This window comes from Pseudoalteromonas caenipelagi, from assembly GCF_013140855.1.
Lineage (GTDB): Bacteria > Pseudomonadota > Gammaproteobacteria > Enterobacterales > Alteromonadaceae > Pseudoalteromonas > Pseudoalteromonas caenipelagi.
The window spans coordinates 196018-220928 of record NZ_JABBPG010000002.1 but is presented as its reverse complement, the minus strand read 5'-3'; the positions used below and the strand labels follow the sequence as shown (position 1 = coordinate 220928).

At 41.7% G+C, this 24911-nt stretch carries 21 protein-coding genes; 12 read left to right on the top strand and 9 right to left on the bottom strand.

The genetic code is table 11. The features are described 5' to 3' along the window. Positions 1 to 35 precede the first annotated feature (35 nt). Entirely contained in the window at positions 36 to 2102 is a 2067-nt protein-coding gene (locus tag HG263_RS05760) for a M13 family metallopeptidase (RefSeq protein WP_171625125.1), read from the bottom strand. A gap of 347 nt (positions 2103 to 2449) precedes the next feature. Here HG263_RS05760 and HG263_RS05755 point away from each other — a divergent pair, with 347 nt between their 5' ends. From HG263_RS05755 to HG263_RS05735, 5 genes are all read left to right on the top strand, one after another. Continuing rightward, a complete protein-coding gene (locus HG263_RS05755) occupies positions 2450 to 2632 on the top strand; it encodes a hypothetical protein (RefSeq protein WP_171625124.1) in 183 nt (60 codons plus the stop codon). A gap of 130 nt (positions 2633 to 2762) precedes the next feature. Then, positions 2763 to 3716 (top strand): SPFH domain-containing protein, encoded by a 954-nt coding sequence (locus HG263_RS05750; RefSeq protein WP_171625123.1) that lies wholly within the window; start codon positions 2763 to 2765, stop codon positions 3714 to 3716. Between the two features lie 4 nt (positions 3717 to 3720). Then, a complete protein-coding gene (locus HG263_RS05745; protein ID WP_171625120.1) occupies positions 3721 to 4173 on the top strand; it encodes an NfeD family protein in 453 nt (150 codons plus the stop codon). A gap of 763 nt (positions 4174 to 4936) precedes the next feature. Continuing rightward, positions 4937 to 5095, top strand: a complete 159-nt coding sequence (locus HG263_RS05740; RefSeq protein WP_171625119.1) for a hypothetical protein — start codon at positions 4937 to 4939, stop codon at positions 5093 to 5095. Positions 5096 to 5113: 18 nt separating this feature from the next. Beyond that, complete coding sequence (locus HG263_RS05735; RefSeq protein ID WP_171625118.1) at positions 5114 to 5674, top strand: hypothetical protein; 561 nt, start codon at positions 5114 to 5116, stop codon at positions 5672 to 5674. 97 nt (positions 5675 to 5771) lie between these two features. Here the strand turns inward: HG263_RS05735 and HG263_RS05730 are convergent, their stop codons facing one another. The 3 genes from HG263_RS05730 to HG263_RS05720 form a co-directional block, all read right to left on the bottom strand. Further along, positions 5772 to 7172, bottom strand: coding sequence for a YHYH protein (locus HG263_RS05730; protein WP_171625117.1), 1401 nt, complete (start codon positions 7170 to 7172; stop codon positions 5772 to 5774). A 250-nt stretch (positions 7173 to 7422) separates the two neighbouring features. Beyond that, a complete protein-coding gene (locus tag HG263_RS05725) occupies positions 7423 to 8493 on the bottom strand; it encodes an SGNH/GDSL hydrolase family protein (protein ID WP_171625116.1) in 1071 nt (356 codons plus the stop codon). A gap of 187 nt (positions 8494 to 8680) precedes the next feature. Continuing rightward, the gene (locus HG263_RS05720; protein WP_171625115.1) at positions 8681 to 10141 is read right to left on the bottom strand and encodes an alpha/beta hydrolase; all 1461 of its coding nucleotides are present in this window, start codon (positions 10139 to 10141) and stop codon (positions 8681 to 8683) included. Between the two features lie 146 nt (positions 10142 to 10287). Between HG263_RS05720 and HG263_RS05715 the strand changes: the two genes are divergently transcribed. Further along, positions 10288 to 11850: a LytTR family transcriptional regulator DNA-binding domain-containing protein gene (locus HG263_RS05715; protein ID WP_171625114.1), complete on the top strand. Its 1563-nt coding sequence runs from the start codon at positions 10288 to 10290 to the stop codon at positions 11848 to 11850. Positions 11851 to 12148: 298 nt separating this feature from the next. Here the strand turns inward: HG263_RS05715 and ahpF are convergent, their stop codons facing one another. Both ahpF and ahpC read right to left on the bottom strand, forming a co-directional pair. Next, the gene (gene ahpF, locus HG263_RS05710) at positions 12149 to 13723 is read right to left on the bottom strand and encodes an alkyl hydroperoxide reductase subunit F (protein ID WP_171625113.1); all 1575 of its coding nucleotides are present in this window, start codon (positions 13721 to 13723) and stop codon (positions 12149 to 12151) included. Between the two features lie 67 nt (positions 13724 to 13790). Then, positions 13791 to 14360: an alkyl hydroperoxide reductase subunit C gene (gene ahpC / locus HG263_RS05705; protein WP_171625112.1), complete on the bottom strand. Its 570-nt coding sequence runs from the start codon at positions 14358 to 14360 to the stop codon at positions 13791 to 13793. A gap of 259 nt (positions 14361 to 14619) precedes the next feature. Here ahpC and HG263_RS05700 point away from each other — a divergent pair, with 259 nt between their 5' ends. The 4 genes from HG263_RS05700 to HG263_RS05685 all read left to right on the top strand — a co-directional run bounded on the left by HG263_RS05700 (position 14620) and on the right by HG263_RS05685 (position 17901). Next, positions 14620 to 15045, top strand: a complete 426-nt coding sequence (locus HG263_RS05700; RefSeq protein WP_171625111.1) for a DUF3429 domain-containing protein — start codon at positions 14620 to 14622, stop codon at positions 15043 to 15045. Between the two features lie 89 nt (positions 15046 to 15134). Beyond that, positions 15135 to 15950, top strand: coding sequence for a GGDEF domain-containing protein (locus tag HG263_RS05695; protein ID WP_171625110.1), 816 nt, complete (start codon positions 15135 to 15137; stop codon positions 15948 to 15950). Positions 15951 to 16042: 92 nt separating this feature from the next. After that, positions 16043 to 16843, top strand: a complete 801-nt coding sequence (locus HG263_RS05690) for a class I SAM-dependent methyltransferase (RefSeq protein ID WP_171625109.1) — start codon at positions 16043 to 16045, stop codon at positions 16841 to 16843. A gap of 203 nt (positions 16844 to 17046) precedes the next feature. Then, a complete protein-coding gene (locus HG263_RS05685; RefSeq protein WP_171625108.1) occupies positions 17047 to 17901 on the top strand; it encodes an EamA family transporter in 855 nt (284 codons plus the stop codon). A gap of 170 nt (positions 17902 to 18071) precedes the next feature. Here HG263_RS05685 and HG263_RS05680 read toward each other — a convergent pair whose 3' ends face one another. The 3 genes from HG263_RS05680 to HG263_RS05670 are packed head-to-tail and all read right to left on the bottom strand — an operon-like array spanning position 18072 to position 22021. Continuing rightward, a complete protein-coding gene (locus HG263_RS05680) occupies positions 18072 to 19031 on the bottom strand; it encodes a S41 family peptidase (protein ID WP_171625107.1) in 960 nt (319 codons plus the stop codon). Positions 19032 to 19078: 47 nt separating this feature from the next. Then, positions 19079 to 19489 carry a hypothetical protein gene (locus tag HG263_RS05675; RefSeq protein WP_171625106.1) on the bottom strand — a complete coding sequence of 137 codons (411 nt, stop codon included), beginning with the start codon at positions 19487 to 19489 and terminating at the stop codon, positions 19079 to 19081. A 3-nt stretch (positions 19490 to 19492) separates the two neighbouring features. Then, positions 19493 to 22021: a S9 family peptidase gene (locus tag HG263_RS05670; protein ID WP_171625105.1), complete on the bottom strand. Its 2529-nt coding sequence runs from the start codon at positions 22019 to 22021 to the stop codon at positions 19493 to 19495. A gap of 299 nt (positions 22022 to 22320) precedes the next feature. Between HG263_RS05670 and HG263_RS05665 the strand changes: the two genes are divergently transcribed. Both HG263_RS05665 and HG263_RS05660 read left to right on the top strand, forming a co-directional pair. After that, a complete protein-coding gene (locus HG263_RS05665) occupies positions 22321 to 23556 on the top strand; it encodes a glycosyltransferase (protein ID WP_343043957.1) in 1236 nt (411 codons plus the stop codon). A 121-nt stretch (positions 23557 to 23677) separates the two neighbouring features. After that, complete coding sequence (locus tag HG263_RS05660) at positions 23678 to 24904, top strand: threonine/serine exporter family protein (protein ID WP_171625104.1); 1227 nt, start codon at positions 23678 to 23680, stop codon at positions 24902 to 24904. The last annotated feature ends 7 nt before the right edge of the window (positions 24905 to 24911 follow it).

The window sequence follows — 24911 nt, the reverse complement described above, 5'->3', positions numbered from 1 at the left end:
AAGCCCATACTAGATGGGCCATGCTCTGATAATGATTACCAGATCTTCACTCGCTCATTGGCTGGCTTATACAACTTATCACCTTCTTTTAGCGCAAACGCTTCGTAAAATGGGGTAAAGTTAGTTAATGAACCATTAGCACGATATTCTGCTGGTGAGTGATTGTCGGTTACTAAACGCTCACGTAAAGCTTCTTCACGTATTTTGGCACGCCAAACTTGCGCATAGCCAATAAAGAAACGCTGCTCAGGAGTATAACCGTCGAGTACTTGACGTGGCTTATCTTGCAAAGATAACTGATACGCTTTATACGCAACCGTTAAGCCACCTAAGTCACCAATATTCTCACCCAAGGTTAGGCGACCATTTACATTTGCATCATCAAATGGCTGATAGCTGTCAAACTGTTCAACAAGCGCATCGCCACGCGTTTTAAACTTGGCTAAGTCTTCTTCATGCCACCAGTTACGAAGATTACCGTCGCCATCAAACTGTGCACCTTGGTCATCAAAGCCATGTCCAAGCTCATGCCCTATTACAGCACCGATACCGCCGTAGTTTACCGCATCATCCGCCTGCATGTTAAAGAATGGCGGTTGCAAAATAGCGGCAGGGAATACAATTTCGTTCTTCAATGGGTGATAGTAAGCGTTAACTGTTTGTGGGGTCATTTCCCATTGTTCTTTATCAACTGGCTTACCTATCATGCTGATTTGACGTTTGCTTTCAAATTCAGCAGCACGCATTACGTTACCCACTAAATCATCAGCTTTGATTTCAAAGTTATATTCACGCCATTTATTTGGATAGCCAATTTTATATCTAAACTTAGAGAGCTTTTCTTGTGCTGCTTGCTTAGTTTCGTCCGACATCCAATCTAAACCATCGATGCTAATGCGATAAGCTGCTATAAGATTTTTAACCAACTCTTCCATACGTGCTTTAGCTTCTGGTGAAAAGTGCTTTTGTACATAAAGCTTACCCACTTCTTCGCCCAAAGTGCCGCTGGTAAGCCTAACACCACGCTGCCATCTTGCTTGTTGCTCAGTTACTCCACGTAACGTTTTTGAATAAAACTCAAAATGCGACTTCGCAAACGGTTCGCTCAGCAAGTTAGAAAATTCATTGACGGTTTGATATGTTAAATAATCTTTCCAGTCAGCCACGCTTACTTGTGCAAAAAGCTCACCTAACCCTTCAAAAAAGCTTGGCTGGCTTACAATCACTTTGTCCATGTGCGGTAACTCAAGTGTTTGCGCAAACTTTTGCCAGTCTAATTGACCTAGGTTTTTGTCCCACTGCGCAGTGGATTGTGGGTTGTAAATTAAGCTAACCTCACGTGTTTTAGTTCTATCCCACATGATTTTTGCAATTTTAGTTTCTAACTCTAAAATTGCTTTGGCTTTTTTCTGTGCTTGTGGTTCACCAATCAATTGTAGTTTTTCGGTGACCATTGCTAAATAGGCAGCACGCAACTCAACAGATTTTTTATCGTCTTTCAGGTAGTAATCTCTGTCTGGCATGCCGATACCGCTTTGCCACATATACAACGCATTTTTTGTAGCATCTTTACCGTCTGGAATAACCGCTAAGCCAACAGGTACCGTAACGTTGTAGCGCGATAAGTCACCCATTAACGCGCTAAGTTGCTGATAATTTTGAACGCTGGCAATTTTCTTTAATAATGGTTGGATTGGCTCAAAGCCAAGTTCATTAAGTTGCTGCTCAGCCATGAAGCTTGCATAAAAATCGCCGATTTTTTGCGCGCTGCTACCAGGCTCTGCAACGCCCTCTTTCGCGTCTTGAATTAGCGCATTAACCGCTTTATCTGAGTCATCAGCTAGCTTGTAAAAGCTACCCCAGGCAGATTTGTCATTGGGGATCTGAGTGTCGTTTAACCATTTCCCGTTTACATGACGGAAAAAGTCGTCTTGCGCTCTTACACTTGGATCAAAGTTTTGTGTCTCAATACCAGATTGTACATTACTGGCTACAGCCGCCGCAGATTCTGTTTTTTGAGCATTAGTGTTTATTTGTTGGCTACAGCCTGCAAGTGTTGCAAGGCCAACGCAAATTGCCAGCGATAGGGTCGTTTTTTTCATTGTTTTCCCTGATTATTATTAAGTAAAAACTAATTTCACATAAGAGTATCTGGTAAACCAAAATAGAAACAAGACTAAAGTGTGACAATATGTAAATATCGGTAAAAAATAGAGATAAAAAACATGATTTTCAAATAGTTAAATAAAACAATATCTTCAACAAACGACATTCTGGCAATAGATTATTCTCACCTTATAGAACAAATCTTGACTTAGAAAACAGATACAGCCCATCCTGTTAGAAATAACAGTATTTTACTTTGGCTGTTATTGATAAAAACCGAATACTTTGCTCATTTCAGATTTTTAAATGCGTAAAGTTATTTTTATACTTAAAGGAGTAGTAAATGAAATTAACGTTAAAAACAAAAAAACTAAAAGCACTTTCAACGGCAAATGAATTGGGCGTAAACCAAACACCGAATATTGGTGGTGCTGCAGAGCAGCAAACAGGCCCAAGTAAATGTACAATGATTAACCAACCCAATGCCACAGATCCTTCGAAGCCAAGTATTTGTACTGCAGTGTAAAAACCTAAAATAATAAAAGGGCATTTAGTTTTCGCCCTTTTCTTCCCACCTTTATTGAACAATATCTAGCCGCGGCCTCAGTACAGTGCTAATCTGTTTTTAAGGAATTTTTTGCTAATTAAGGAACATCATGGATCCCGTAAGCCAAATTTTTGAAATTTTATTTAACATAGAAGTATTGTTACTAATTTTTGTACTGGTGGTTTTAAAAAGCGGTATAAAGTTTGTGCCACAAAACAGAGCGTGGTTAGTAGAGCGCTTTGGTAAATATCAATCAACTAAAGAGGCCGGACTTAATTTTATCGTACCATTTATCGATAGAATTGCCGCCGACAGAAGCTTAAAAGAGCAAGCCGTTGATGTACCTTCTCAATCTGCAATCACTAAAGACAATATCTCACTCATAGTCGATGGCGTGCTGTATTTTCGTGTGCTTGACCCTTACAAAGCCACCTATGGCGTAGATGATTATATCTTTGCGGTCACCCAGTTAGCACAAACCACTATGCGTAGTGAGCTGGGTAAAATGGAACTAGACAAAACATTTGAAGAACGAGATTTATTAAATACCAATATTGTTGCCGCGATTAATAGCGCATCTGAACCTTGGGGCATTCAGGTACTTCGATATGAAATCAAAGATATCGTGCCACCTAACTCAGTTATGGAAGCCATGGAAGCGCAAATGAAAGCAGAGCGAGTAAAACGTGCGCAAATTTTAGAATCTGAAGGTGATAGACAAGCGGCAATCAATGTAGCTGAAGGTAAAAAGCAAGCACAAGTACTGGCTGCAGAGGGTGAAAAAGCAGAGCAGATCCTAAGCGCTGAAGGTGAAGCGCAAGCGATTATCGCCGTTGCCGATGCACAAGCCGAAGCACTACGCAAAGTAGGTGAAGCAGCTAACACCGAGCAAGGCCAAAAGGCAATTCAATTAGACTTAGCCACCAAAGCAATTGCCGCCAAACAAGCTATCGCAAAAGAGTCCTCTGTTGTGCTGCTTCCTGATGCTGGCACTGATGCCAGTTCACTGGTTGCACAAGGTATGTCTATTATAAACTCAATTAATAAGCAGCAAAAAGGATAAGCATATGGAGCTGGTTTTAAACAACTTGCCGCAAGCCCTTATCATCATTGGTATTCTTGCTTTAATTATTGAAGTTGCCGTACTTGGCTTTGCCACCTTCGTATTACTATTTTTAGGGCTTTCGCTGATTTTTAGCGGCACCATGATGTACGCCGGATTACTTGCAAACGACTGGATGACCGCACTTTGGGTCAATGCTGTGCTTACCTTTGTGTTAGCGCTGACCTTATGGAAACCGCTAAAACGCTTGCAGCAACCAAGTAACAATGAACAAGTAAACAACGACTTTGCCGACATCGACTTTGTATTAGAAGATGATTTGAACAGCAACAGCCAAGTGTTTCATTCATACTCAGGCATTCAATGGCAACTAAAAAGCGAGCAGCCGCTAAGTAAGGGGACCCACGTAAAGGTAGTGAAAAAAACCGTTGGCGTGATGTGGGTAAAAGAAATATAAGAATTGGAGATCCTGACCTTCGTCAGGATGACTGTAAAGTGGAGTCATAGCATTTGTCATTCAGGGTCGTATGCCGTCACCCTGAACTTGTTTCAGGGTCCCGTTGATGGTGAGAAGATCCTGACCCTCGTCAGGATGACAGCAAAGTGGAGTCATCACATTCGTCAATCAAGGTTGTCTGTCGTCATTCTGAACTTGTTTCAGAATCTTGTTACGCAAACACACAGCGCTCAGCCACGCGCCATTGCTACATTCACAGCAAAGATCCTGACCTTTGTCAGAATGACAGTATGACGCAAATACGGATAAATTCGTCATTCTGAACTTGTTCCAAATCTCAAAGCACTTAAATACTCAGCACACCTAAAGGACGTTTTTCCAACGTACTGTTGCCAGCCTTTTCCCCGACTTAATTGATTAAATTAGCATAAACATACTTCTGGATGTATAGCCTACGGCATACATTATCTACCAGCTTAGCGAATACAATATATTTTATTATTGAATAAAGCTTTCTAATAAACATATCCGACGAGTACTACAAACTAACTAAATTATTTGTTCCATGCCGTCGAAAAAAGTACCATAACTTTACCAACATGCGGAATATGTTATCGCACTTGGTATGAGTATATAAATAATTTCATGCAAACCAAACCGTTAGCTCAAAATCAGGTTACTTATTTTGTTGCTATATTGTGTACCAACAGTTAACATTGGGCAGTGGGGTGAGGAATGTATACCAGAGATAAGGAATTGGATAATGAAAACCTCAATAAAATTAAATATCAAAGCTAAAAAATTAAAAGAGCTATCAAAAGATAAAACAAAGTTAATTGGTGGTGGTGGTGGTGGTGATGGAGCTAGACCACAGCAGGCTCAAGGCAGCTATTGGCCAACAATTTACACATGTAACTGTTAAATAATAAAAGGATTAAGCATGAATGAGTTTCTGTATATCTTAGGCTGGGTGTTAAAGGGAATTGAGTTTTTGATAGTTATCTTTTGGCTTCGCAAGTTTTCTAGAATGCGCTGGAAGCTATTTTTTGGTGTCAAAAAAGATCTAGCCTCAGTGCAGCATCATGAACTCTATTCTTGCTTCCTATCCTCATTTTGCTTTTTAACGTTTCACCTTATTGGTTCTGAAGTAGATCAGTTTATCCTCTCTTTAGAAATGGATAAGTTAGAACAAATTAAGCTATTTTATACTAGTGGTGTTATTGTACAATTTTCATTCGCCATGACTCTAATGTGCTCACACTTGATCAGAGGTTGCACTTTCTCCCCAACAGCACGTATATGTATGTACACCACCCTTGTCTATATGATGTTGCAAGGCATGGAACTAATATCTCGCGCATATTACGACTACCACAATTTAGGCCTTATTTATCAAGTAGGGGTGTGGATTTGTAACTTTATAGCCGTAGGCGCTCTATGTACATACCCCATCCGCTCTCTTAAAGACTATTTTCAGCAAAGACGTGCTGCCACTGAGTAATTGATTTTCAAAACTAAAAATTTCATTCATGCAAAAATGGTGACCTTGGTCGCCATTTTTATTATCCGTAGATTTATTACACCACAACCAATAAATGTTAATGACTATGGCTTACGCCACTTAAGTGACTGTGGTCATGCAATAAATTATCTAGTGCTTGGCCCGACGGTCTGAACGAGCTATTGACTTGCCCTCGATAACACCCCACCACCCAGGGGAAGCTGTCGGTAATGTAGTAACCATATTGGCCGTTAACGACCATGCCATTACACTCATCAAGGTCGCCTATGCCGCTCACATATTCCCAATCAGAGCGAAACTGCCCGTCGTAGTTGTTGCTGGCAATCTCCCCAATCCCTGCTTGAGGCGTTTGATAGCCTGAGACAGCTTGTCTTGGTCCACCATTATTTTTCAGCTGGTAACTGACGCGTGCAGCTCTCACCTCGCCATTTACCTCAATACAAGGGCCAAAAATAGGAAAGCCATCGGCTGCAAAGCCAATTACCGGCGACACCACTTGGCAGTCAAGATTAAACAAAGCTTTTGGATTGCCATGATAATGATAACGGCCGTTGGGTTGCGGGTGGGCATTATGGCTATCGGTGCCAAACGAGTTGAGCGGCGACATAGGATCATAGCGCCATGGATGGTCTTTTTGATTTGCACCACAGCCTATTTTTTCTTGTCCAAGCGGTTCATTGCCCACCCCGTAACAGGCTGCGGCCATAATATCCACGCTCACGCCATTAAGAAACACGCCGTTCGATACGCCAATTTCAACGTTTGTTGTAGCCGCCAACATAACCGGATTGACTGGTACCTTGTAGCTTGCACTTTGGGTACTTACATTGGTAGCAAATTGTGCTTGCTCATCGTTAAAATCATGATTTGGGATCTCATTCACCGCAAAAGTGCATTCACTACCATTACTGGTAATTGAAATCTGACCGTTAAAATCCAGTCCTCTTTTAATATCGATAACATACGATTCGTAATCGCCAGCGTAGGCTGCACAAGAGGCATCACTTTTGACCAGTATTGCATTGGTAATATCTTGGCTGCCCACTGATGATTGTAACGCATTGATAACCACCTCATCTTGCGCACTATCGGTGCCGTCACTCACAGTGAGCATAAATTTATATACGCCTTCAACATCCGGTGTAAAAGATGCCGATGCCGCGCTGCTGTTTACAATCACCGATTGGCTGTTGGCAGGGGCGTCACTTTTTGTCCACTGATAACTAAGAACATCCCCATCAGCATCTTGGCTCGCATTACCATTGAGCACCACTGATTGCCCCACGCTAATGTTTTGATCTTGCCCAGCATTAGCCTGCGGCGGAGTGTTTACAGCAGTAACAGGTTGGTTGGCATTACTTGACTGAGAACTTGTACTGCCATCACTTGAACCACCACAGCCTCCGAGTATAAGGCTCACGGCTAACATCGTTATCTTTACGCCGATTCGTTCTCTATTATCAGTAAAAGCGAGCATGTATCCACCTTTGTTGTCATATGTAGCTGGTTGTTAATTGTAGGCTAGTCATACAATGAGGAAATAATATGAAAGTACATAGCTCTAATAAGTTGTGTGAGCTTATATCCGATTGGCTAACGCTTAAGCATACTAAAAACACGCCTCGACAAGCTCGCTTGCCGTGCTTAAAAATGACACGTCGTTTTTCACTTTTAAATCGATAGGTCCCCTGCTACTGTTTACAGTAACAGGGAGAGATAACAGCAAACTACATAATCTTATTTGAGTTTATAAAGTTAACTAGCTGCTCGGCAATTTCTTTTTGCTCTTGTTCTGTTGGATGCCAAACACAACCACTTAATGCGGAATAAAAAGTATGGCTATACAAATCTGACTCACCTTTGACTTTGAGCTTTGAGATTGCTTCATCGGTGGCGGGAATAATAAAGTCATAAGGGTAAGCTGGACGAGGCATAAATACGATGGGTTGTTTTGGGTAGCGAGCGCGGATCATGCCAACAAATTCAACCATGCGTTTTATCCATGCTTGTTTTACTTCTTGAATATTTTGCCATGGCTCATGGACTTGAGGGTCGGTACTAAAGTCGTTCGTGCCCACCTCGATAACTATTAAATTCGGAAACCGGTCTTCAAATTCGCGATTATCTTCAAACAATGCGCCCGCTTTATCCAAATAATGCGTTATTGTGTGATGTGGCTGATTGCCGCTCCAGTTACGGACCAACCCAAGCCCAGACATAGACACTTGCGTTAAAGTCGACTCTAACATTTGCGAACTAATATAGGGAAACGCTAATCGCGCATTGCTGGTTTGCTGTACTTCTTGCCAAGTACATTCGCGCTTATTTGACTCACTGCCAAAACCGGCACTGATAGAGTCACCAATAAATAAGATATGCTTTTGTTGCTGCCATATGCCTTCCAGACTTCCCTCCACATCAAAGCTGAGTATTTCGCTAAAATTGCTGGTATCTTCCGAGCGTTTAACCACTTCAATTTCAACTATTTTAGGCTCCAAAGCTTTAAATAGCTCAAACTTTTGCGGCTGACCACTATAGTCGGTGACTATTTTTTTGTGCAGTACACCGTCAATCATTACATCAAACTGATTACCTAAACCTATCATCGTGACATGTAAGCTATTGCCATTGAGTTTTGTTTTAAAATTACTCCCTGGCCAATTAATACTTACATGTCCTTGTTGGTATTGTTTTACTACCCTGCCCTCATAGATAACGCCATGATGCGTAGCAGGGACTGATCCCGCAAACGATATGGCGCTAAACAACGCGCCGAGTAACATTATTGCCTTGTACATGCTGCTTTCCTTTGTTTCACTTACAAAAAACAAACATAAGTTTAACCTTTCAACAAGGCAATGGAGTTTTCTTCATATTAAAACAATATGACAATAGTTACGCATTGAGAAGCTAGTGAAGCTTTGCCAAACGAACAGTGCAGAATTTGTTCTGCACTGTTTCTCAACAATACGAAATATGGTTACTTTATTGATTGAAGCTCAAATCAGGTGTAGGTAAATCTATATGCGATTGGGTTACTTTTTCGCCAGCTAAAAACAACTTCATAACATCAAGTACTTGTTTTGAAGAGGTATATAAGTTATGACCAGCATTTTTTACCATCACCTGCGTCAAATTGGTTAAGCCTCGCACTGCTATTTTTTGCTCGTCAGGGTAGGTTCTGCCATCAAGCGTGCCGGTGAATAACAAAGTAGGAATATTATTTTTTGGTGCAGCTCTGAAGGTGTCTCCGAGATCTAAACTTGCGTCAAAACGGTTTAGCATAGGCATCGGAAAGTTTAACTTATCTCCAAGTAAAGATGTTTTAGCTTGTTGATTTATAAACTTAAGTCTTGATTCTGAAATACCAGAGGCAACATCCATCACTAACGGCATTAGCTTAAAGCTGATTACGTCGTCTTTAAATATACCGCGCTGTAAAACTTTTACGAGTAAGTCGGTGTTACCCCTATCAAGCCCTAAATAAATATGTATTAGCATTGCCAAATACTGGTTAGGATCCGCAATCATCATGCTCGCTAGCATTCTCATATGCTGTTTTTGAAACAACATAGTTAACTTGCTGCCGTCTTTGCTTGGTACTTCCAACGCGATTGGTGTGTTATCTAATTTATGATGTACTCGCTTGATCAGAGCTGGTAAGTTTGGCACCAAGCTCTTCAATGGTTGTTGCGCTATAACTGCCTGTATATCTGAAAAATATTTATCGGTCATTGCGGGGAGCTTCACTGTTTGGTCTAACCCTTCTACGCTAGCAACAATCACTTTATCAAGACGTTCAGGAAACAACTTCATCGCAGCAAGCGCTAAGTGACTACCATAGGATATACCCCATAGTGTTACCTTGTCTGCTTGTAAATGAACACGTAAGTCATCAATATCATATGCGTTTTGAACCGTATTATAAGCCTTTACATCAATACCTTGTGATTTCCAGAAGGCCAAACATTGATTAGCAGCTTGGTGGTATTTAGCCCCCAGCACAGCTTCATTGACTTTTGTATCTAGCGGAATTTTTACATCCGAGGTACATGCCTCTGGTTGCTGTGATGCACCAGTGCCGCGTTGATCAAGTGCAATCACATCACCATATTTTCGAAGCGCCATAAATAATGGAAAACGACGCCACTTAGCCGTCGCGATACCGGAACCACCAGGCCCCCCAGCCAAATATATGATTGGTGCTCCTTTCGTATTGCCCGTTGCAGTAAAACGCACATAGTTTATTCTGATCATTCGGCTATTTGGACTGTCGCGGTTTTCACGCACCATATAATGACCTGCTACAGCCTGTGTTTTTTCACCGCTGTTGGCTACAAATTCAATGGGTTTTTCATTTTTAAATAAACTTGGCTTGGCCCATACACCTTGACTGATACCTATTAATCCAACACATACTATAAATATGGCTAATTTGATTTTCATAAAATATCTCCTTAATTGACATGTAGTCTATTAAGTCGAGGTTTAGGCACTATCACTAGCTGTATTCTTTAAACGGCTTAAAAACACTGACTTACGAGCTAAACGGTAGTAATATTTCGACAAACGGGTCAGCAGGTATGTTACAAATGAGCAAATTTACACCAATAACTCTGTTATGTTTGATGGTGTTTTGTGCGCTTTCGTTTTTGGTAACAGCCCAAGACGATTTAGCATTTTTATCCTATGACCACAGCGCCACGGTTTGCCAAACAAAGCCGCAGGCTCAAAAAGTTGATAGCCCAATCCCGTTATTTAATCACACTGATTGTAAGCAAATAGCCCTCAAAGATATTGATCCCCAGTCAAAAAGTATCTGGGTGAAAGTTAATTTTGACTCCCCAAACCAGTGGCAAAGCGTGCCAGCGCCTTTAGGTTTTTATATTTCAGGAAAAGCAGCAAGTCAGGTGTACTTAAACAACCAGTTACTTGGCTATAACGGGCGCCCAGCAACAATCATTTCTGGCTCGCATTCCAACGAGCTGGCAGGAAAAATGGATAGTGTATTCTATGTGCCAAACGAATTGCTAAAGCATAAGAGCAATGAGCTCATCATGCACCTTTCGGGACATCACAGCATCATTGAGCTTGACAACCCCATGCATCTGTTTGCATTCGGTCAATATGGTTCGCCAAAGCGTTTTATACAAAACTACAGTGAGTTAGGGCTCATTTTGGTGGGCGCGTTTTTTGTCGGTGCGCTGTATTTTTTTATTATGAGCCTTGGTGGCACAGATGTTCCCACTTATAGAATTTTTGCTGCTCTGTGTTTCATTGCTGCGTGTCAATTAAGTGCGGAGATATCTCGAAAGCTCTTTGATTACAGCTATATGTGGCATGACATTCGGCTGATATCAATTACAACGCTATCATTTATATTTGGTACGCTTGTGCTGTTGTACAGCTCTAAAAAGCTAGCCAAGAAACACGCTGTTCATTGGGTGTATATAGGAGTTTTAATAACCGCCGTTGTGCTTATTTTTTCGCCGGGATTTGACACAAAAACAACTGCCGCTATTTTCATCCCTTTATTGATTAGTTTAATTCAGCTTATGTATTACTGGCTCAAAAATAAAAGGGTCCAAACACTTCGTTGGCTACTCTTTCAATTTGCCGTGGTCATCACCATTGTTATAAGCGCAGCAAGTTTTCACGAAATAATTCACTTTGTTATCATTGGCTTGTTACTTTGCTATTTATTTGTTCAACAAGCGAGAGACATTAGTGAGCAACAAGCTCAACTGCATCAAGAGCAAACAAGGCTGGCAAAATTAGAGTATAAACTAGCCCAAAACACGCAAGCTAAGGCGCCAACAAAATTAGAGATTTCGATAGCGGGTAAGATTGAATACGTTAATACAACCGATATCGCCTTTTGCAAGGCCTCTGGCGACTATGTCGAAATATTCCTCAAAGACAGCTCAGAGAAGCTTTTTTCAGGCTCTCTAAAGCATCTAGAAACGGTATTGCCCGACACGTTTTTGCGCGTACACCGCTCTTACTTAGTGAACCTCAACGAGGTGGTGTCGCTATCATCTAATATGACAAAAGAAGGAAGCGTAAATATGCTCACTTTGACGACACAACATACGGTTCCCGTTAGTCGACGATTAATGCCAACCGTAAAAGATACGCTTAAACAACAAATTTAATGAACTAAATTGTTTTTGCGTTGCCTACTAATATGATGCTACTAAAATACTAGTTTATGAGTTCAAATGCCAAGGTTTGCCTTGGCATTTTTATTTGTAAAAAAGTCACTCCAGAAGAAGTGTAACTCGTTTAAGATGATTGGGTTTGAAACTAGCTCACAATGATGAGACGAGTTAAACATGTCGCCTTCCTGACAAAGGTCAGGAACTCCCAAATTAGTTACCATACGCCTAAAGAAGTGACTTTACATTGCTGGGTGTTGCCAGCTACCTAACAAGCTGACATGCAATGTTTGCTTTACGCAGCTTGCGCTGATTTATCTTCGCTATGGCGAATAAGGTAATCAAAAGCCCCCAAGCTTGCAGTGGCGCCAGACCCCATAGCAATAATAATTTGCTTAAATGGTTCGGTTGTCGCATCGCCAGCTGCATAGACTCCCGGTACTGATGTTGCGCCTTTGTTGTCAATTTCAATTTCGCCAAACTGAGTTAAGGTCACTGTCGAGTCTTGTAAAAATTCGGTGTTTGGCACTAGGCCGATTTGTACGAATATCCCAGCTAAGACTAACTGATGCGTTTGTTTTGACACTCTATCTGTATAACGCAAACCTGTTACGCGGTTACCATCGCCAAGCACCTCTGTGGTTTGTGCATTTTTAATGATGGTGATATTACTCAAGCTGTTCGCTTTTTTAACTAACACCTCATCAGCACGCAAAGTATCGGCAAACTCCAATACAGTCACATGTTCAACAATATTTGCTAAATCAATGGCAGCTTCAATACCTGAGTTACCACCGCCAATAACGGCAACCGGTTTTCCTTTAAATAGTGGACCATCACAATGAGGGCAATAGGCAACACCACTCCCCTTGTACTCAGCCTCTCCTGGCACATTCATGTTCCTCCAGCGTGCGCCGGTGGCTAAAATAACTGACTTAGCTTTGAGTGTAGCGCCACTTTCTAACTCGATATTGATTAACTGATCCGTGCTGAGTTTTGCAGCACGTTGGCCTGCCATTACATCTACATCGTATTGTTTAACGTGTTCTTCTAATTGTGCTACTAACTTTGGGCCTTCTGTGGCTTTTACTGAAATAAAGTTCTCAATACTCATGGTATCGGCCACTTGCCCACCAAACCGCTCAGCAACAACGCCGGTATTTAGTCCCTTACGAGCAGCATATACAGCGGCAGATGCACCAGCTGGGCCACCGCCCACAACGAGCACGTCAAATACCTCTTTATCGTTTAGCTTTTGTGCCTGCTTAGCTGCAGAGCTAACATCGACTTTATTTAGAATATCAGTTAGTGTTACAGCACCTTGCGAAAAAAGCTCTCCATTTAAGTACACCGCTGGTACTGCCAACACGTTGCGCTCGTTCACTTCCTCTTGAAACAAGGCACCATCAATCATGGTTGTCTTAATCAGCGGATTTTGCGCCGCCATTAAATTTAAGGCCTGAACAACTTGCGGACAGGTTTGACAACTCAAAGAGATGTATATTTCAAAGTTCAATGATGAATCAAGTGCCTTTATTTGGTCAATCTCATCACTTGATGCTTTAGCTGGGTGTCCACCCGTTTGCAATACAGCAAGTACCAGCGATGTGAACTCATGTCCCATTGGCACCCCTGCAAACTGAATATGGGTATCGCGAATAGGTGAATGCACAAGCAAGCTCGGCTTTCGTACACGGGTATCAGGGTTATTGGTCACAGTGATTTGCGCACTCAACGAGGCAAAATCATTGGCTAGATTTTCCAGCTCCTTTGACTTGTTGCTGTCATCAAGAGCAATGACCAGCTCAACTGGGTCTGTTAAGGCGCTGAAGTGGCTTTTTAATTGGTTTTTTAAGTTTTGGTCTAACATAATTGGTCATCCTCACAACAACATAGATTCAAAGTAAGCTGAGGGTGGCAACGCCACCCTACCGTTATTAGATTTTTCCTACTAAATCTAATGAAGGTGCTAACGTTTCTTCACCTGGCTGCCAAGATGCAGGGCATACTTCTCCGTCGTGGCTTGCAATGTATTGTGCTGCCTGTACTTTGCGTAGTAACTCTTTAGCGCTGCGACCAATACCTAGGTCATGAGTTTCTACTACTTTGATCTCACCTTCTGGGTTGATAACAAAAGTGCCGCGTAATGCTAGCCCATCTTCTTCAATCATTACACCGAAGTTGCGGGTAATACGCCCTGTTGGGTCGCCAATCATAGGGAACTGAATTTTCTTAATAGTGTCTGACGCATCGTGCCAAGCTTTGTGTGTGAAGTGCGTGTCAGTTGATACAGAGTAGACTTCTACGCCCATTTCTTGTAGCTGTGCGTAATGGTCTGCTAGATCACCAAGCTCAGTTGGGCACACAAAAGTAAAATCAGCAGGATAAAAGAATACGATTGACCATTTGCCCAGTAGGTCTTGTTCGCTTACTTGTACAAAATCACCGTTGTGGTAAGCAGTTGCGTTAAAAGGTTGAATTTTTGTGTTAATCAATGAAGTAGTCATAGTTTTCTCTCTTAGTAAAAATGATTAAGTTATGAATTTAAGCAGCGTCATGCTGCTCGTTTTCCTTGACTACTAAGATAGTGAGAATGGATTAACAAATAAAACAGATTGTTTAGATTGGATTAATCAATTTTTTGGATTGCTCTACCTTTTTAGTCACCAAAGTGATCTTTTATAAAAAGTTTCCCATAGAAATTATTACCCGAGTCTTGGCTAGGTTATACTCGCTCTGATATTACTAAAGAGGAATGAGAACGCAATGCATCCATATATGAATCACATCCAACTAGGCTATTATGGCGTACTCCCTTTCTTGGCATGTGTGTTTTGGCCGTTATTATTAGGCTCATCGCCACAAGCGATTGATGCATTTAGTTTATACAGCATGGGAATATTAGCGTTTATGGCCGGCACCTTGTGGCGAGCGGGAGAGCAGTCATACACCCATGCAGTTATGGCTGTACTCGTTGTTATTCCTTTTCCGTTACTGGCCTTTGCATCGGCAACCACCACGCTTATTTACTTGGCTGTATGCTTCCCTACTGTATTGCTGTTTGAACGGGGTATGCCTACTTGGCAGCAGTATCACAAGGATTATCACAAAATGCGCTTTATCCTTACTTCTGTCGTGTTTGTTTGCCACTTATTTATGATTGCGCAAAGTCTTGAGCTTGCCAGAGGTTAAACTCAGCACCACTTCTGCTATACCTTATTACTTAACCTAAACTAGTGAGTGATAAGCAAAATATGATAGCACCACAATAAGGACTGGGCATGATCCAAAAATTCGTCATTGCATTCATATGGTCTATTGGAGCACTGTTTCTATTATGGACTTTATTGCACGATGGCATTGGACTTGAGACCATCGAAGAGCTGCTATGGTTTTGTTTATCAGCCACCACTATAGTGATTGCTGCTCCGCAGCTTAATAGTAAACCCCTATTTTACGGTTGGTCTTTCTATTGTTTAGGCCTATTGCTTGACGTACTCGATGGTTATTTTGAATTTGCGCTAGTGCCTATCTTGCTGCTTGATACCTCGCTCAAAAGCATTGGTTTTATTTTGGTGTGTTACGGTATGTTGTTGTTGCTTGCCTCAAAAAAGGCCACCATTGCTAAACTCAATTTAGAAATTGCTGCAAAACAACAACTTGAAGAAAAGCTAAGATATGATGCACACCACGACCCCTTAACAAAGCTAGGCAACCGCAAAGCTTGCTTTGATCGATTTGCCCAGTTAAGTGAGCAATACTCGTGGCTCTATTATTTTGACTTAGATAACTTTAAACATGCTAATGATGAGTATGGTCATCATGTAGGTGATAATGTGCTTACACTTTTTGCAAATGCTTTAACAGCGCATTTTCAACACGACACGGTATTTCGCTTAGGAGGAGACGAATTTGTGGCTTTTAGCAATGAAGGTCCTGAGCAACTTACAGACTTACGCACTAATTTAACCACACCACTTAAGCAATATCAGGTTGATACCAGTATAGGCGCCACAAAAACAGACGCAAAGCAAGCTCCAGACAAGATACTATGTCAGGCAGATGCCAAAATGTACCGTGATAAATCCAGACATTAGCCATATTGACGCTCTTTGTTTTAACTAACTGGTGTCACCGCTGGTAGCCAAAAAATGATACAATCCGCGTAATTTCACTTATATGTAGCACTATGATTATAGAAAAACACTGGCGAATATTAACGGTTGGCGATGGCGACTTAAGTTTTTCCCATGCCTTGCATTCACTTATATCTAGCGGACAAGTGACAGCCAGTACGTATGACAGTGAACAAGTCATTCGTAACAAGTACCAATTTCATGCGCTTGATTTACTTGCTCAGCAAAATATCCCTTACTTAGCCGAGTTTGATGTAACTGATTCACACGCATGGCAACGTTTGGCGCCTCAAAAGTACGATTTAGTTATCTTTCAATTCCCCCTTATCCCTGCATTTTCAAGCCACAAAGAGTTTGAACAGTCCAAGTTGTCAGTTAACACCTTAAATAGAGCGCTACTTCGCCAATTTTTAGATAATGCTTATCACTTTGCACTAGACCCAAATGGTCCCATGCTGTGCTACATCACCTCAAAAGATGTTAAACCCTATTGTGAGTGGGATTTAGAAGGGACACTTACCAACAACTCAATAGTACAATATTTAGGCCAGCACCCATTTAATATTGAACAATTTCCAGGCTATAAAATTCGCAATGTGGACCGTGACAAACACGTTAAAGATACCAGTGGTATCACCTATGCATTTTCTGCAAAACCAAATCGGTCGCTTGAAAAACAGCTCCATATGCCTCAGTACCTAGGCGACCACCATTGTAGTATGTGTAGAGCAGGACCATTTTACAGCGTGGCAGACGCGCAAGCGCATCTCGACTCTAAAAAGCACAAAGCGATGCAAAAGCACCAGCAAGCATGGTTAAATTATCTCGCTACTTATAAAAGCCATTACACGTAGCGCTTATCACTTGTTTACCCTTCTGTTAGGAGTGGTTTTAACAACAGAGGTAGCTAGAAAATCGCAATAAAGTTACACCTTGTAAACAGAGGGAAATTATCTCGTAAAGACCATGAATAATGTATACAAAAAACTTGATAGCCGTTATCCAGCCCTTTAGACTAGCCACCTTCGTATGATCTACCCATAGAGACCAACTCTGGATGAAACTCGCTAATAGAGACTTTTTATTTGCCGTATTTTGTTTATTAATTGCAATGGTGACTATTCAGTCTGGTGCCTCTATCGCGAAGCAACTATTTCCTCATGTTGGGCCTGAAGGCACGACAGCATATCGACTGGGATTTTCGGCATTAATTTTGTGCTTGGTGTTTCGTCCATGGCGTTATATTCCTGCTAATAAAAAGTCTATTTTGGTTTATGGCCTGTGCTTGGGCGGCATGAATATTACGTTTTACTATGCGATAGAACGTATTCCTCTTGGTATTGGTGTTGCATTAGAGTTTACAGGCCCATTAGCTGTGGCATTGTTTGCTTCAAAAAGAAAGCGAGATTATATCTGGGTACTATTCGCCTTGCTTGGGATCATTCTTCTATTACCAGATATGAGTGCTGCGGATGGACTGGACCCGATTGGTGTGATTTTAGCTTTAGTAGCAGGTGCATGCTGGGCCGGATACATCCTGTTTGGTAAAAAAACGGGCAATCAGGGCACTGGAGGTGCGACGGTTGCCTTAGGTATGAGTGTGGCTGCCATTGCGGTAGTGCCTTTAGGTGTTGCATCACAGGGGAGCGCTTTACTCAATTGGGAGCTTATTCCTTTAGGCATTATGATTGGCGTGCTTTCCAGTGCACTGCCTTACAGTTTAGAAATGGTGGCTCTGCGTAATATGCCAGCACAGGGCTTCAGTATCATGATGAGTTTAGAGCCCGCTATTGCGGCTTTAGCTGGCTTTATCATTCTTGGTGAATTGCTAAGTATCTGGCAGTGGTTAGCTATTTCTATGGTGATCATCGCATCAGTAGGTAGTTCAGTGGCTAGTAGCAAAGCGAATTAAAGCACATACCATTAAAAAATACTGTCCATGTTCTAAAATGGCTAAGTCACTTAGCAAGTCTTGTGGATAATAACTCAGGTGGAATTGCTCATCAGGGTAGCGCCTATGTACGACGTTATCCTACTTTAATTGCAACCCTGTGACAGCATGCCGCCACAGGGTTATACCACTTACAGGTTATTTAGCACCCAATCGAGCGCCCCTTCTTCTGCCATTTCCACATCGGGTTTAACACCAACCCGTTCCCAATTGGTTTTGGTTATAGGACTAATTGGGCGCATTAAAGGCAATCTCAATATTAACCACTCATTGACTTTTCGAGCGCCAGTTGCGTGGGCAAGACCCTCGGTTTGTTCACCAACAATACGGGCCCGACCCAAGTGCTTTAAGGTATATGTAAAGAACTCTGCTGCACTTATCGACCCCTTTGCGGTTAAGATGGTTATGGGAATTTTTTGTAAGTAAGGCTCTGATGAGACTTCCACGCTTGCTACACGATAAGATAGCCCCTCTTTGTCATACATATCCCATAGGTGTCTATCTGCTTGTACAAAATGACTCACAAGATGTGTTACCAATTCCATTGACCCTCCCGTGCTATCACGCAAATCAATTACTAGGTGAGAGGTGTGGCTTAAAAAGTTAAGTGCATAGCTTGCCAATTTTTTAGCTCGCTCGTCAGGATGAAACTTATTAATTTTGAAATAACCAATATTACCTGGCAGTACTTTTGCCTGCTCTAACGCAAAGTTATTAATACGATTTTCTTTTTTCTCTGTGAGAATATGTGTGACATTTTTATCAATAGGCATTGGGGTTAAGCCTAGGTGGCCGTCTTTACTATATGCTCGCAAAAATTTACCCACCTCATTTATAAACTGCTTTTTGCTGTTTATATGAGCAAACTGACCTTGCTTTTGAGCATCATAAAGTGCGCTTTCAACTTTTAGGCCCATGTCTGGCAGCACATAGTTAAGACTAATAAGTTCTGCTATTTTTTCTATCGCGGCTATTTGCTCACGCTCTTGAAGTAAATCTGTCTGGCCTTGTGCATACACCTTGCATTCAGGCAATAAAATTAAACACCATACACACAGCATAGTGCTTAAAAATAAGCGAATTGTTTTCATTGTGGTTTCCTTTAATTTGTAATTAATTGATTGAATTAAAATACAAATTAAAGACTCAGTGAGTGGCTCGTTTGACGAGTCAAAATGTTACTGTCATGCCATAGTGACACTTTTAACTTACTCGGAGGATGGCAATAGCAGTACCATGGTAATCGCTGTAAAAACGCCAGAGCTAAATATGGCAGCAATCTCACGCTCAATAAAGCAAAAACAAACAGCAAAACAAGTTCTGGACTACTTTGTAACACATGCAAAAACAGCTGTGCGTTACCTACTTGCCTAGTTTGCACAAAGCTTTTTGCATTATCAGCTTGATAATGACTCAACGCTACTTTAACTATTGCAGAGTTATCGTTCCTTAATTTATCCGCAGAGGTTATTAGCAAACCACACAATACCAATACTGACGCAACGCTCAGTACGATATTCGTTTTTGCAAATAACCACTTTAGTAACATAATCTATAACGCCCCAGACATCCCACTATCATGATCCTGTAAGTTGATATTCTCAGGGTTGGTAGTTTGTACTTCATCTAACGGCGCTTGCAAAGGCGATTGCTCTTGTACTGGGCTATTCTCTGGAAACAAATAGCGATTAAGCCATTGTTCTTGCTCCCAAAGAACATGCAAAATACTTTCACGCGCTTTGTAGCCATGACCTTCATTAGGCAGCATCACTAAACGCGCTTGTTTACCTAAACCATTTAACGCTGCAAACATGCGTTCAGACTGCATTGGAAAAGTGCCAGAGTTTGGATCGTCCTGACCATGGATCATTAACATAGGCTCGTTAATTTTCTCAGCATGAAAAAACGGCGACATGTTGGCATAGACATCTGTGGCCTGCCAGAAGTCACGTTCTTCTCCTTGAAACCCAAACGGTGTTAAAGTTCTGTTGTATGCACCACTGCGGGCAATTCCTGTCACAAACAAGTCAGAATGCGCCAGCAAGTTAGCGACCATAAAAGCACCATAGGAATGACCTGCAATCGCGATTTTGTCTTTATCTGCAATCCCTTTTTCAACTAATACATCAACAGCCGCTTTAGCGCTAGCAACCAGTTGTTTTCTAAAACTATCGTTTGGCAATGCATTGCCCTCACCCACAATTGGCATTTTGGGGTCATCGAACACGGCAATACCGTTGGCAAGATAAGGCAAGGGTCCCCAATAGCCAAAATAAGGAAATTCATACGGCGACTCTCGAACCTGAGAGGCAACCTTTTTATCTTTGTACTCCAGCGGGTATGCCCACATAAGTACAGGGAGCGGACCTTGAGTGACATCATAATTTGCAGGCAAATATAAGTTGCCTGTTAGTTCAACGCCATCATCTCGCTTATATTTAAGTTGTTCTTTTTTAACGCCATTAAACTCAGGGTAAGGGTGAGCAAAACGCGTCAATTGCGTTAGCGTGTCAAAATTCAAATCACGGATAAAAAAGTTAGGCTGCTCTGTTTGTGATTCTCGAATCGTCACAAAGCGCATCCCTTCGTCATCGAGTAAGCCTTTAACGCGCTCATAATAAGGTGCTTGAGATTGCCAAATTCGTGTTGAACTGTTGGTTTTTATGTCATACCTATCTAAAAACGGTTTGCTGCCTTCTTTTGAAGCGCCTTTACCGTGTAAAAATAAATAACGTCCGCCTACCAATTTCAGCACTTTAGAGCCAAGATCACTGCGGGTAGTGATAAATTTACCTGGGTTTTTATACGCGTCGTTATAGCTCCGCTCAGAAAATACCACTCTGTTTGAATCCGCAGCTCTGGGGGTGATCACTGACGTGCGCACAGAGCGAGAGCTAAAGCGCCATTCTGTTAATAATGCAACTTCGTCATCGGCCCATTGAATGGATGAAAAACGATTTTCAACTTTGGCAAAGAGTTCTGGTTCACGTTTAAATGGCGCGCTAATAGAATACAAATAATCATGATGTTCTACATCATTCTTCATATTACCTTCATCTTGTGCTTGAACCCAAACCACCGTCGCGCCTTCGTCAGCTCTCCACTGAAACTCCCTAGGTCCAACACGAACACTATCAAAACCTTGCGGGATATTGTCGGCCAAAGGTTGTCTTGCCAATTCATAAAGAGGGAAGCCAGTCATCCCCCACACTTGCCAAACACTAGCAAAACGCTCATAAGGCACTTGATAAGAAAACGGTTCTGCTATCATTCCTACAATTAAACTAGTTGAATCAGGTGACACACTAAAAGATTTCACCAACGTTGGCTTACCAATCGCTTTTGCTTTTGTATTTAAAGATATTTTTGCTAACTGGCCTTGCGCGTAAAACTTAAACTGCGCCTCATCAAAGGGGCTTTTTAAAAGATTTTGGTAGGTTCTTGCTGGGGACTTTTCACCACGACTTTGTTGGATAATTGGCACAGTTTCTTGTGCCTTTGGTTGCAACGGTGGTTGTCCATGGTTGACTGCAAAGTTAACCACTATCGCTTTACTATCAGGCAGCCATTCATAGGGGGTTTCAGTAACCACGCCATTGAGTGTTGATTGAGTCAGCTGTTTTGTTTCGCGCTCTTTAACATCATAAAGCCAAAGAGTAGCCTTATTATCTTGCTCAACCACAAAGCTTAAATAACGGCTGTCAGACGACCACTGCGGATAACGTATTACCCCGTTTTCGGGCAAGCCAGTTGGACGTAACACAGAACCGGTATCAACATGTTTAAACTCCAGTGATACGTAGGTGTAACGCGACTGACGCATAAACGTTTGCGGGTTGAACTTTATACCTGCAAGTGCCTTTTCTGGGCGGTTAAGTTCACTTAGAGGTACAACCCGTTTTCTGTCTAATAAAGCTAACCACTTTCCATCAGCACTTAAAAAGCTACTGGGAATGAGTTTTGCATCAACTAACTTTGCAAGTGCTGGGCTTGGGATTTGATATCCTGTTGCTTGCTCCGCTTTACTCAACGCAGGCATTAAAGTAACAATAATTAGTCCTAACAGCCAAATTTGCTTCATTATTTTTGTCGTCCTAACTTTATTCGAACCGATATACCAACGCTGCATAATATACCTAAAAATCACAAAATTCAGCCCTTTTAAATACTTTAGCCTAAACTTACAACTTTTTCTGACGCGGTGTTTGCGCTACTATATGGACTAGCCAAGCACGCTCTAGAAAGTGAATGAATTCACACTGTAATGCTATACTGGCTGGTCAAACATCACTTCTTTGAACGTTATCGTCAGACTAGGTGTTATTTTATATAACCTAAGTACGCGCTAGATGTGTCGTAGTAAATTAGAGAATCATCACTGTGTGTAAACAAGTTTTAGTCATTGGCTACGTGTGGCCAGAACCCAACTCTTCAGCCGCAGGTAGCCACATGATGTCGCTGCTACGGTTTTTTAAATCTCAGCAATGGCAAGTTGAGTTTGCAAGCCCAGCACAAACGACTGAGCATATGGTGGATTTATCTCAGCACGGTATTTCCAGTCAACATATCCAACTCAATTGCACTAGCTTTGACGAATACATACAGGCATTACAACCCGACATTGTTATGTTCGACCGCTTTATGATGGAAGAGCAGTTTGGCTGGCGCGTAGATAAATATGCGCCTAATGCACTGAAAATACTCGACACCGAAGACTTACAATGTCTTCGCAATGCTCGCCATGAAGCGCACAAAGCAAAACGTGCGCTTGCACATGAAGATTTGCATTCAGAGTTAGCAAAAAGAGAAATAGCCGCCATCTTACGTTGCGATTTAAGCCTCATTATCTCTAGTTATGAAATGACCTTGCTAAGTGATATATACAAAGTCGACCCTGCTTTATTGCATCACCTGCCATTTATGGTTGAGCTGGACAGTCTGCCAAACATGTTACCAACTCATAGCGAACGCCAGCATTTTATTACCATTGGGAACTTTCGCCATGCACCGAATTGGGATGCGGTACTTTACTTACAAGAAATATGGCCGCTAATACGCAAGCAACTCCCCAAGGCTGAGCTACACATTTATGGCTCCTACCCACCGCCAAAAGCAACAGCACTTAATAACCCCAAAACGGGTTTTTTAATTAAAGGCTGGGCAGAAGATGCGCTGCAAGTAATGAAAAACGCGAGAGTGTGCCTTGCACCTCTTCGCTTTGGTGCTGGCATCAAAGGCAAGTTACTCGAAGCGATGATCACACAAACCCCTAGTATCACCACTGCTATCGGTGCAGAGGGTATGCACTGCGACTTACCATGGCCAGGCAGCATTGCAACTAACGCACAAGATTTCGCTGATCAAGCTGTGGCGCTTTATACTGACGAACAAGCGTATGTTCACGCACAAATTGCTGCCAAAACTATACTCAATCAAATCTATGATAAAACCAACCTTGAATCACAGCTACTAAAAAGAATAACCAGTATAATCAAAAATATAGAAAGCCACCGACAAGGTAATTTTGTTGGCCAAATGCTTAAACACCATACCATGCGCAGTACGCAATATATGGCACAATGGATTGAAGCAAAAAATGTCAATAAAATTCGTTAAATAGCCTAGACTTTGCAATGAAAGCGATTAGAATGCGCAGCAATCCAATCGCGCCATTTATTGCCTTTTATCTCATAGATGATAAATGGTTGGTTATTCTTTAATTTTAGGTTTCACGCAGTTGAACACAGCTACCTTTACTCAAAAGCGCAAGTTTATTGTTAAACTTGGTAAGATGTTGCACAAATATGGTACGCCAGCATACCGTCTTGAGGCGCATCTTATGGAAGTTGCAACCCACTTAGGCTTAAAATCGTCATTTGTTATGTCGCCAACATCTGTGACATTTGTGATTTGGACTGAGGGCCATGAGGAAGAATATACTCATGTGGCGCGTGTAGAACCTGGCGATCACGACCTTGGTTCATTGGCAGACACCGATGACGTAGTTAATAAAATGCTTTCTGGTCAACTCACTGTTGAGCAAGCAGATGCCGATTTAGAAGCCATAAGTAAACAAAAAGCACCATATAGTAAGCTAATGACAGGTTTTGCTTTTTCGGTATCAGGTTCAGCATTTGCAATGTTAATGGGCACTAGCTGGAATGATGTGCTTTGGTCAGGTGTATTATCTATCTTAGTATTTTTATTTGTACTTTGGTCGACCCGCTCAAAACGCGTAACACACATGCTCGAGCCTTTAGTCGCAATTGTTGCCTCCATTGGTGCTTGCGCCGTCAGCAGCTATGTTGACCCAAGTGTTAATATCCGTTTAGTGGTGCTATCCGCCATTATCGTTTTTATTCCTGGTCTTGCATTAGCGCTTGCTTTTGCTGAGTTATCATCAAGGCATTTGGTCTCTGGCACGGCTCGTGTTATGGATTCTTTGATGCAACTGTTTAAGTTATACTTTGGCGCATTCCTTGGTATCAGCATTGGCTTTTCATTATTTGGGATCACAGACTTTGTTCAGCCTACACCGCTTCCCAAATGGACAGCTTGGTTAGCCATTCTGTTATTGTGTTTAAGTCTAATTGTCATCTTTAGGACTAAGCTAAAACATGCAAGTTGGTCAATCGCTTCTGGATTTATCGCTTATGCAGTCAGTATTAGTGCTGCGATATATTTTGATTATTCCATTGGTGCATTTGTTGGCGCCTTTGCGGTTGGGGTGTTCAGTAACTTATTCAACCGTATTGTCAATGCGCCAGCTTCCATCGTAGCGATGCAAGGTCTGATAGTGCTCGTTCCGGGCTCAAAAACCTATATCGGCTTAAACTCGCTTATTGAGGGGCAAAGTTTTGTGCATGCAGATCATATTGGGCAACAAACATTCTTGATTTTTATGTCACTCTTAGCAGGATTAATTTTTGCCAACGTCGCACTACCTCCGAAAAAAGCCCTTTAAATAGGGC

Excerpts from the sequence above, each read along its gene's own strand:
- HG263_RS05695 (WP_171625110.1), top strand. The coding sequence starts at position 15,135 with ATGATCCAAAAATTCGTCATTGCATTCATATGGTCTATTGGAGCACTG.
- HG263_RS05740 (WP_171625119.1), top strand. The coding sequence starts at position 4,937 with ATGAAAACCTCAATAAAATTAAATATCAAAGCTAAAAAATTAAAAGAG.
- HG263_RS05745 (WP_171625120.1), top strand. The coding sequence starts at position 3,721 with ATGGAGCTGGTTTTAAACAACTTGCCGCAAGCCCTTATCATCATTGGT.
- HG263_RS05755 (WP_171625124.1), top strand. The coding sequence starts at position 2,450 with ATGAAATTAACGTTAAAAACAAAAAAACTAAAAGCACTTTCAACGGCA.
- HG263_RS05685 (WP_171625108.1), top strand. The coding sequence starts at position 17,047 with ATGAAACTCGCTAATAGAGACTTTTTATTTGCCGTATTTTGTTTATTA.
- HG263_RS05700 (WP_171625111.1), top strand. The coding sequence starts at position 14,620 with ATGCATCCATATATGAATCACATCCAACTAGGCTATTATGGCGTACTC.
- HG263_RS05750 (WP_171625123.1), top strand. The coding sequence starts at position 2,763 with ATGGATCCCGTAAGCCAAATTTTTGAAATTTTATTTAACATAGAAGTA.
- HG263_RS05735 (WP_171625118.1), top strand. The coding sequence starts at position 5,114 with ATGAATGAGTTTCTGTATATCTTAGGCTGGGTGTTAAAGGGAATTGAG.
- HG263_RS05690 (WP_171625109.1), top strand. The coding sequence starts at position 16,043 with ATGATTATAGAAAAACACTGGCGAATATTAACGGTTGGCGATGGCGAC.
- HG263_RS05670 (WP_171625105.1), bottom strand. The coding sequence starts at position 22,021 with ATGAAGCAAATTTGGCTGTTAGGACTAATTATTGTTACTTTAATGCCT.
- HG263_RS05720 (WP_171625115.1), bottom strand. The coding sequence starts at position 10,141 with ATGAAAATCAAATTAGCCATATTTATAGTATGTGTTGGATTAATAGGT.
- ahpF (WP_171625113.1), bottom strand. The coding sequence starts at position 13,723 with ATGTTAGACCAAAACTTAAAAAACCAATTAAAAAGCCACTTCAGCGCC.
- HG263_RS05680 (WP_171625107.1), bottom strand. The coding sequence starts at position 19,031 with ATGAAAACAATTCGCTTATTTTTAAGCACTATGCTGTGTGTATGGTGT.
- ahpC (WP_171625112.1), bottom strand. The coding sequence starts at position 14,360 with ATGACTACTTCATTGATTAACACAAAAATTCAACCTTTTAACGCAACT.
- HG263_RS05715 (WP_171625114.1), top strand. The coding sequence starts at position 10,288 with ATGAGCAAATTTACACCAATAACTCTGTTATGTTTGATGGTGTTTTGT.
- HG263_RS05730 (WP_171625117.1), bottom strand. The coding sequence starts at position 7,172 with ATGCTCGCTTTTACTGATAATAGAGAACGAATCGGCGTAAAGATAACG.
- HG263_RS05675 (WP_171625106.1), bottom strand. The coding sequence starts at position 19,489 with ATGTTACTAAAGTGGTTATTTGCAAAAACGAATATCGTACTGAGCGTT.
- HG263_RS05725 (WP_171625116.1), bottom strand. The coding sequence starts at position 8,493 with ATGTACAAGGCAATAATGTTACTCGGCGCGTTGTTTAGCGCCATATCG.
- HG263_RS05760 (WP_171625125.1), bottom strand. The coding sequence starts at position 2,102 with ATGAAAAAAACGACCCTATCGCTGGCAATTTGCGTTGGCCTTGCAACA.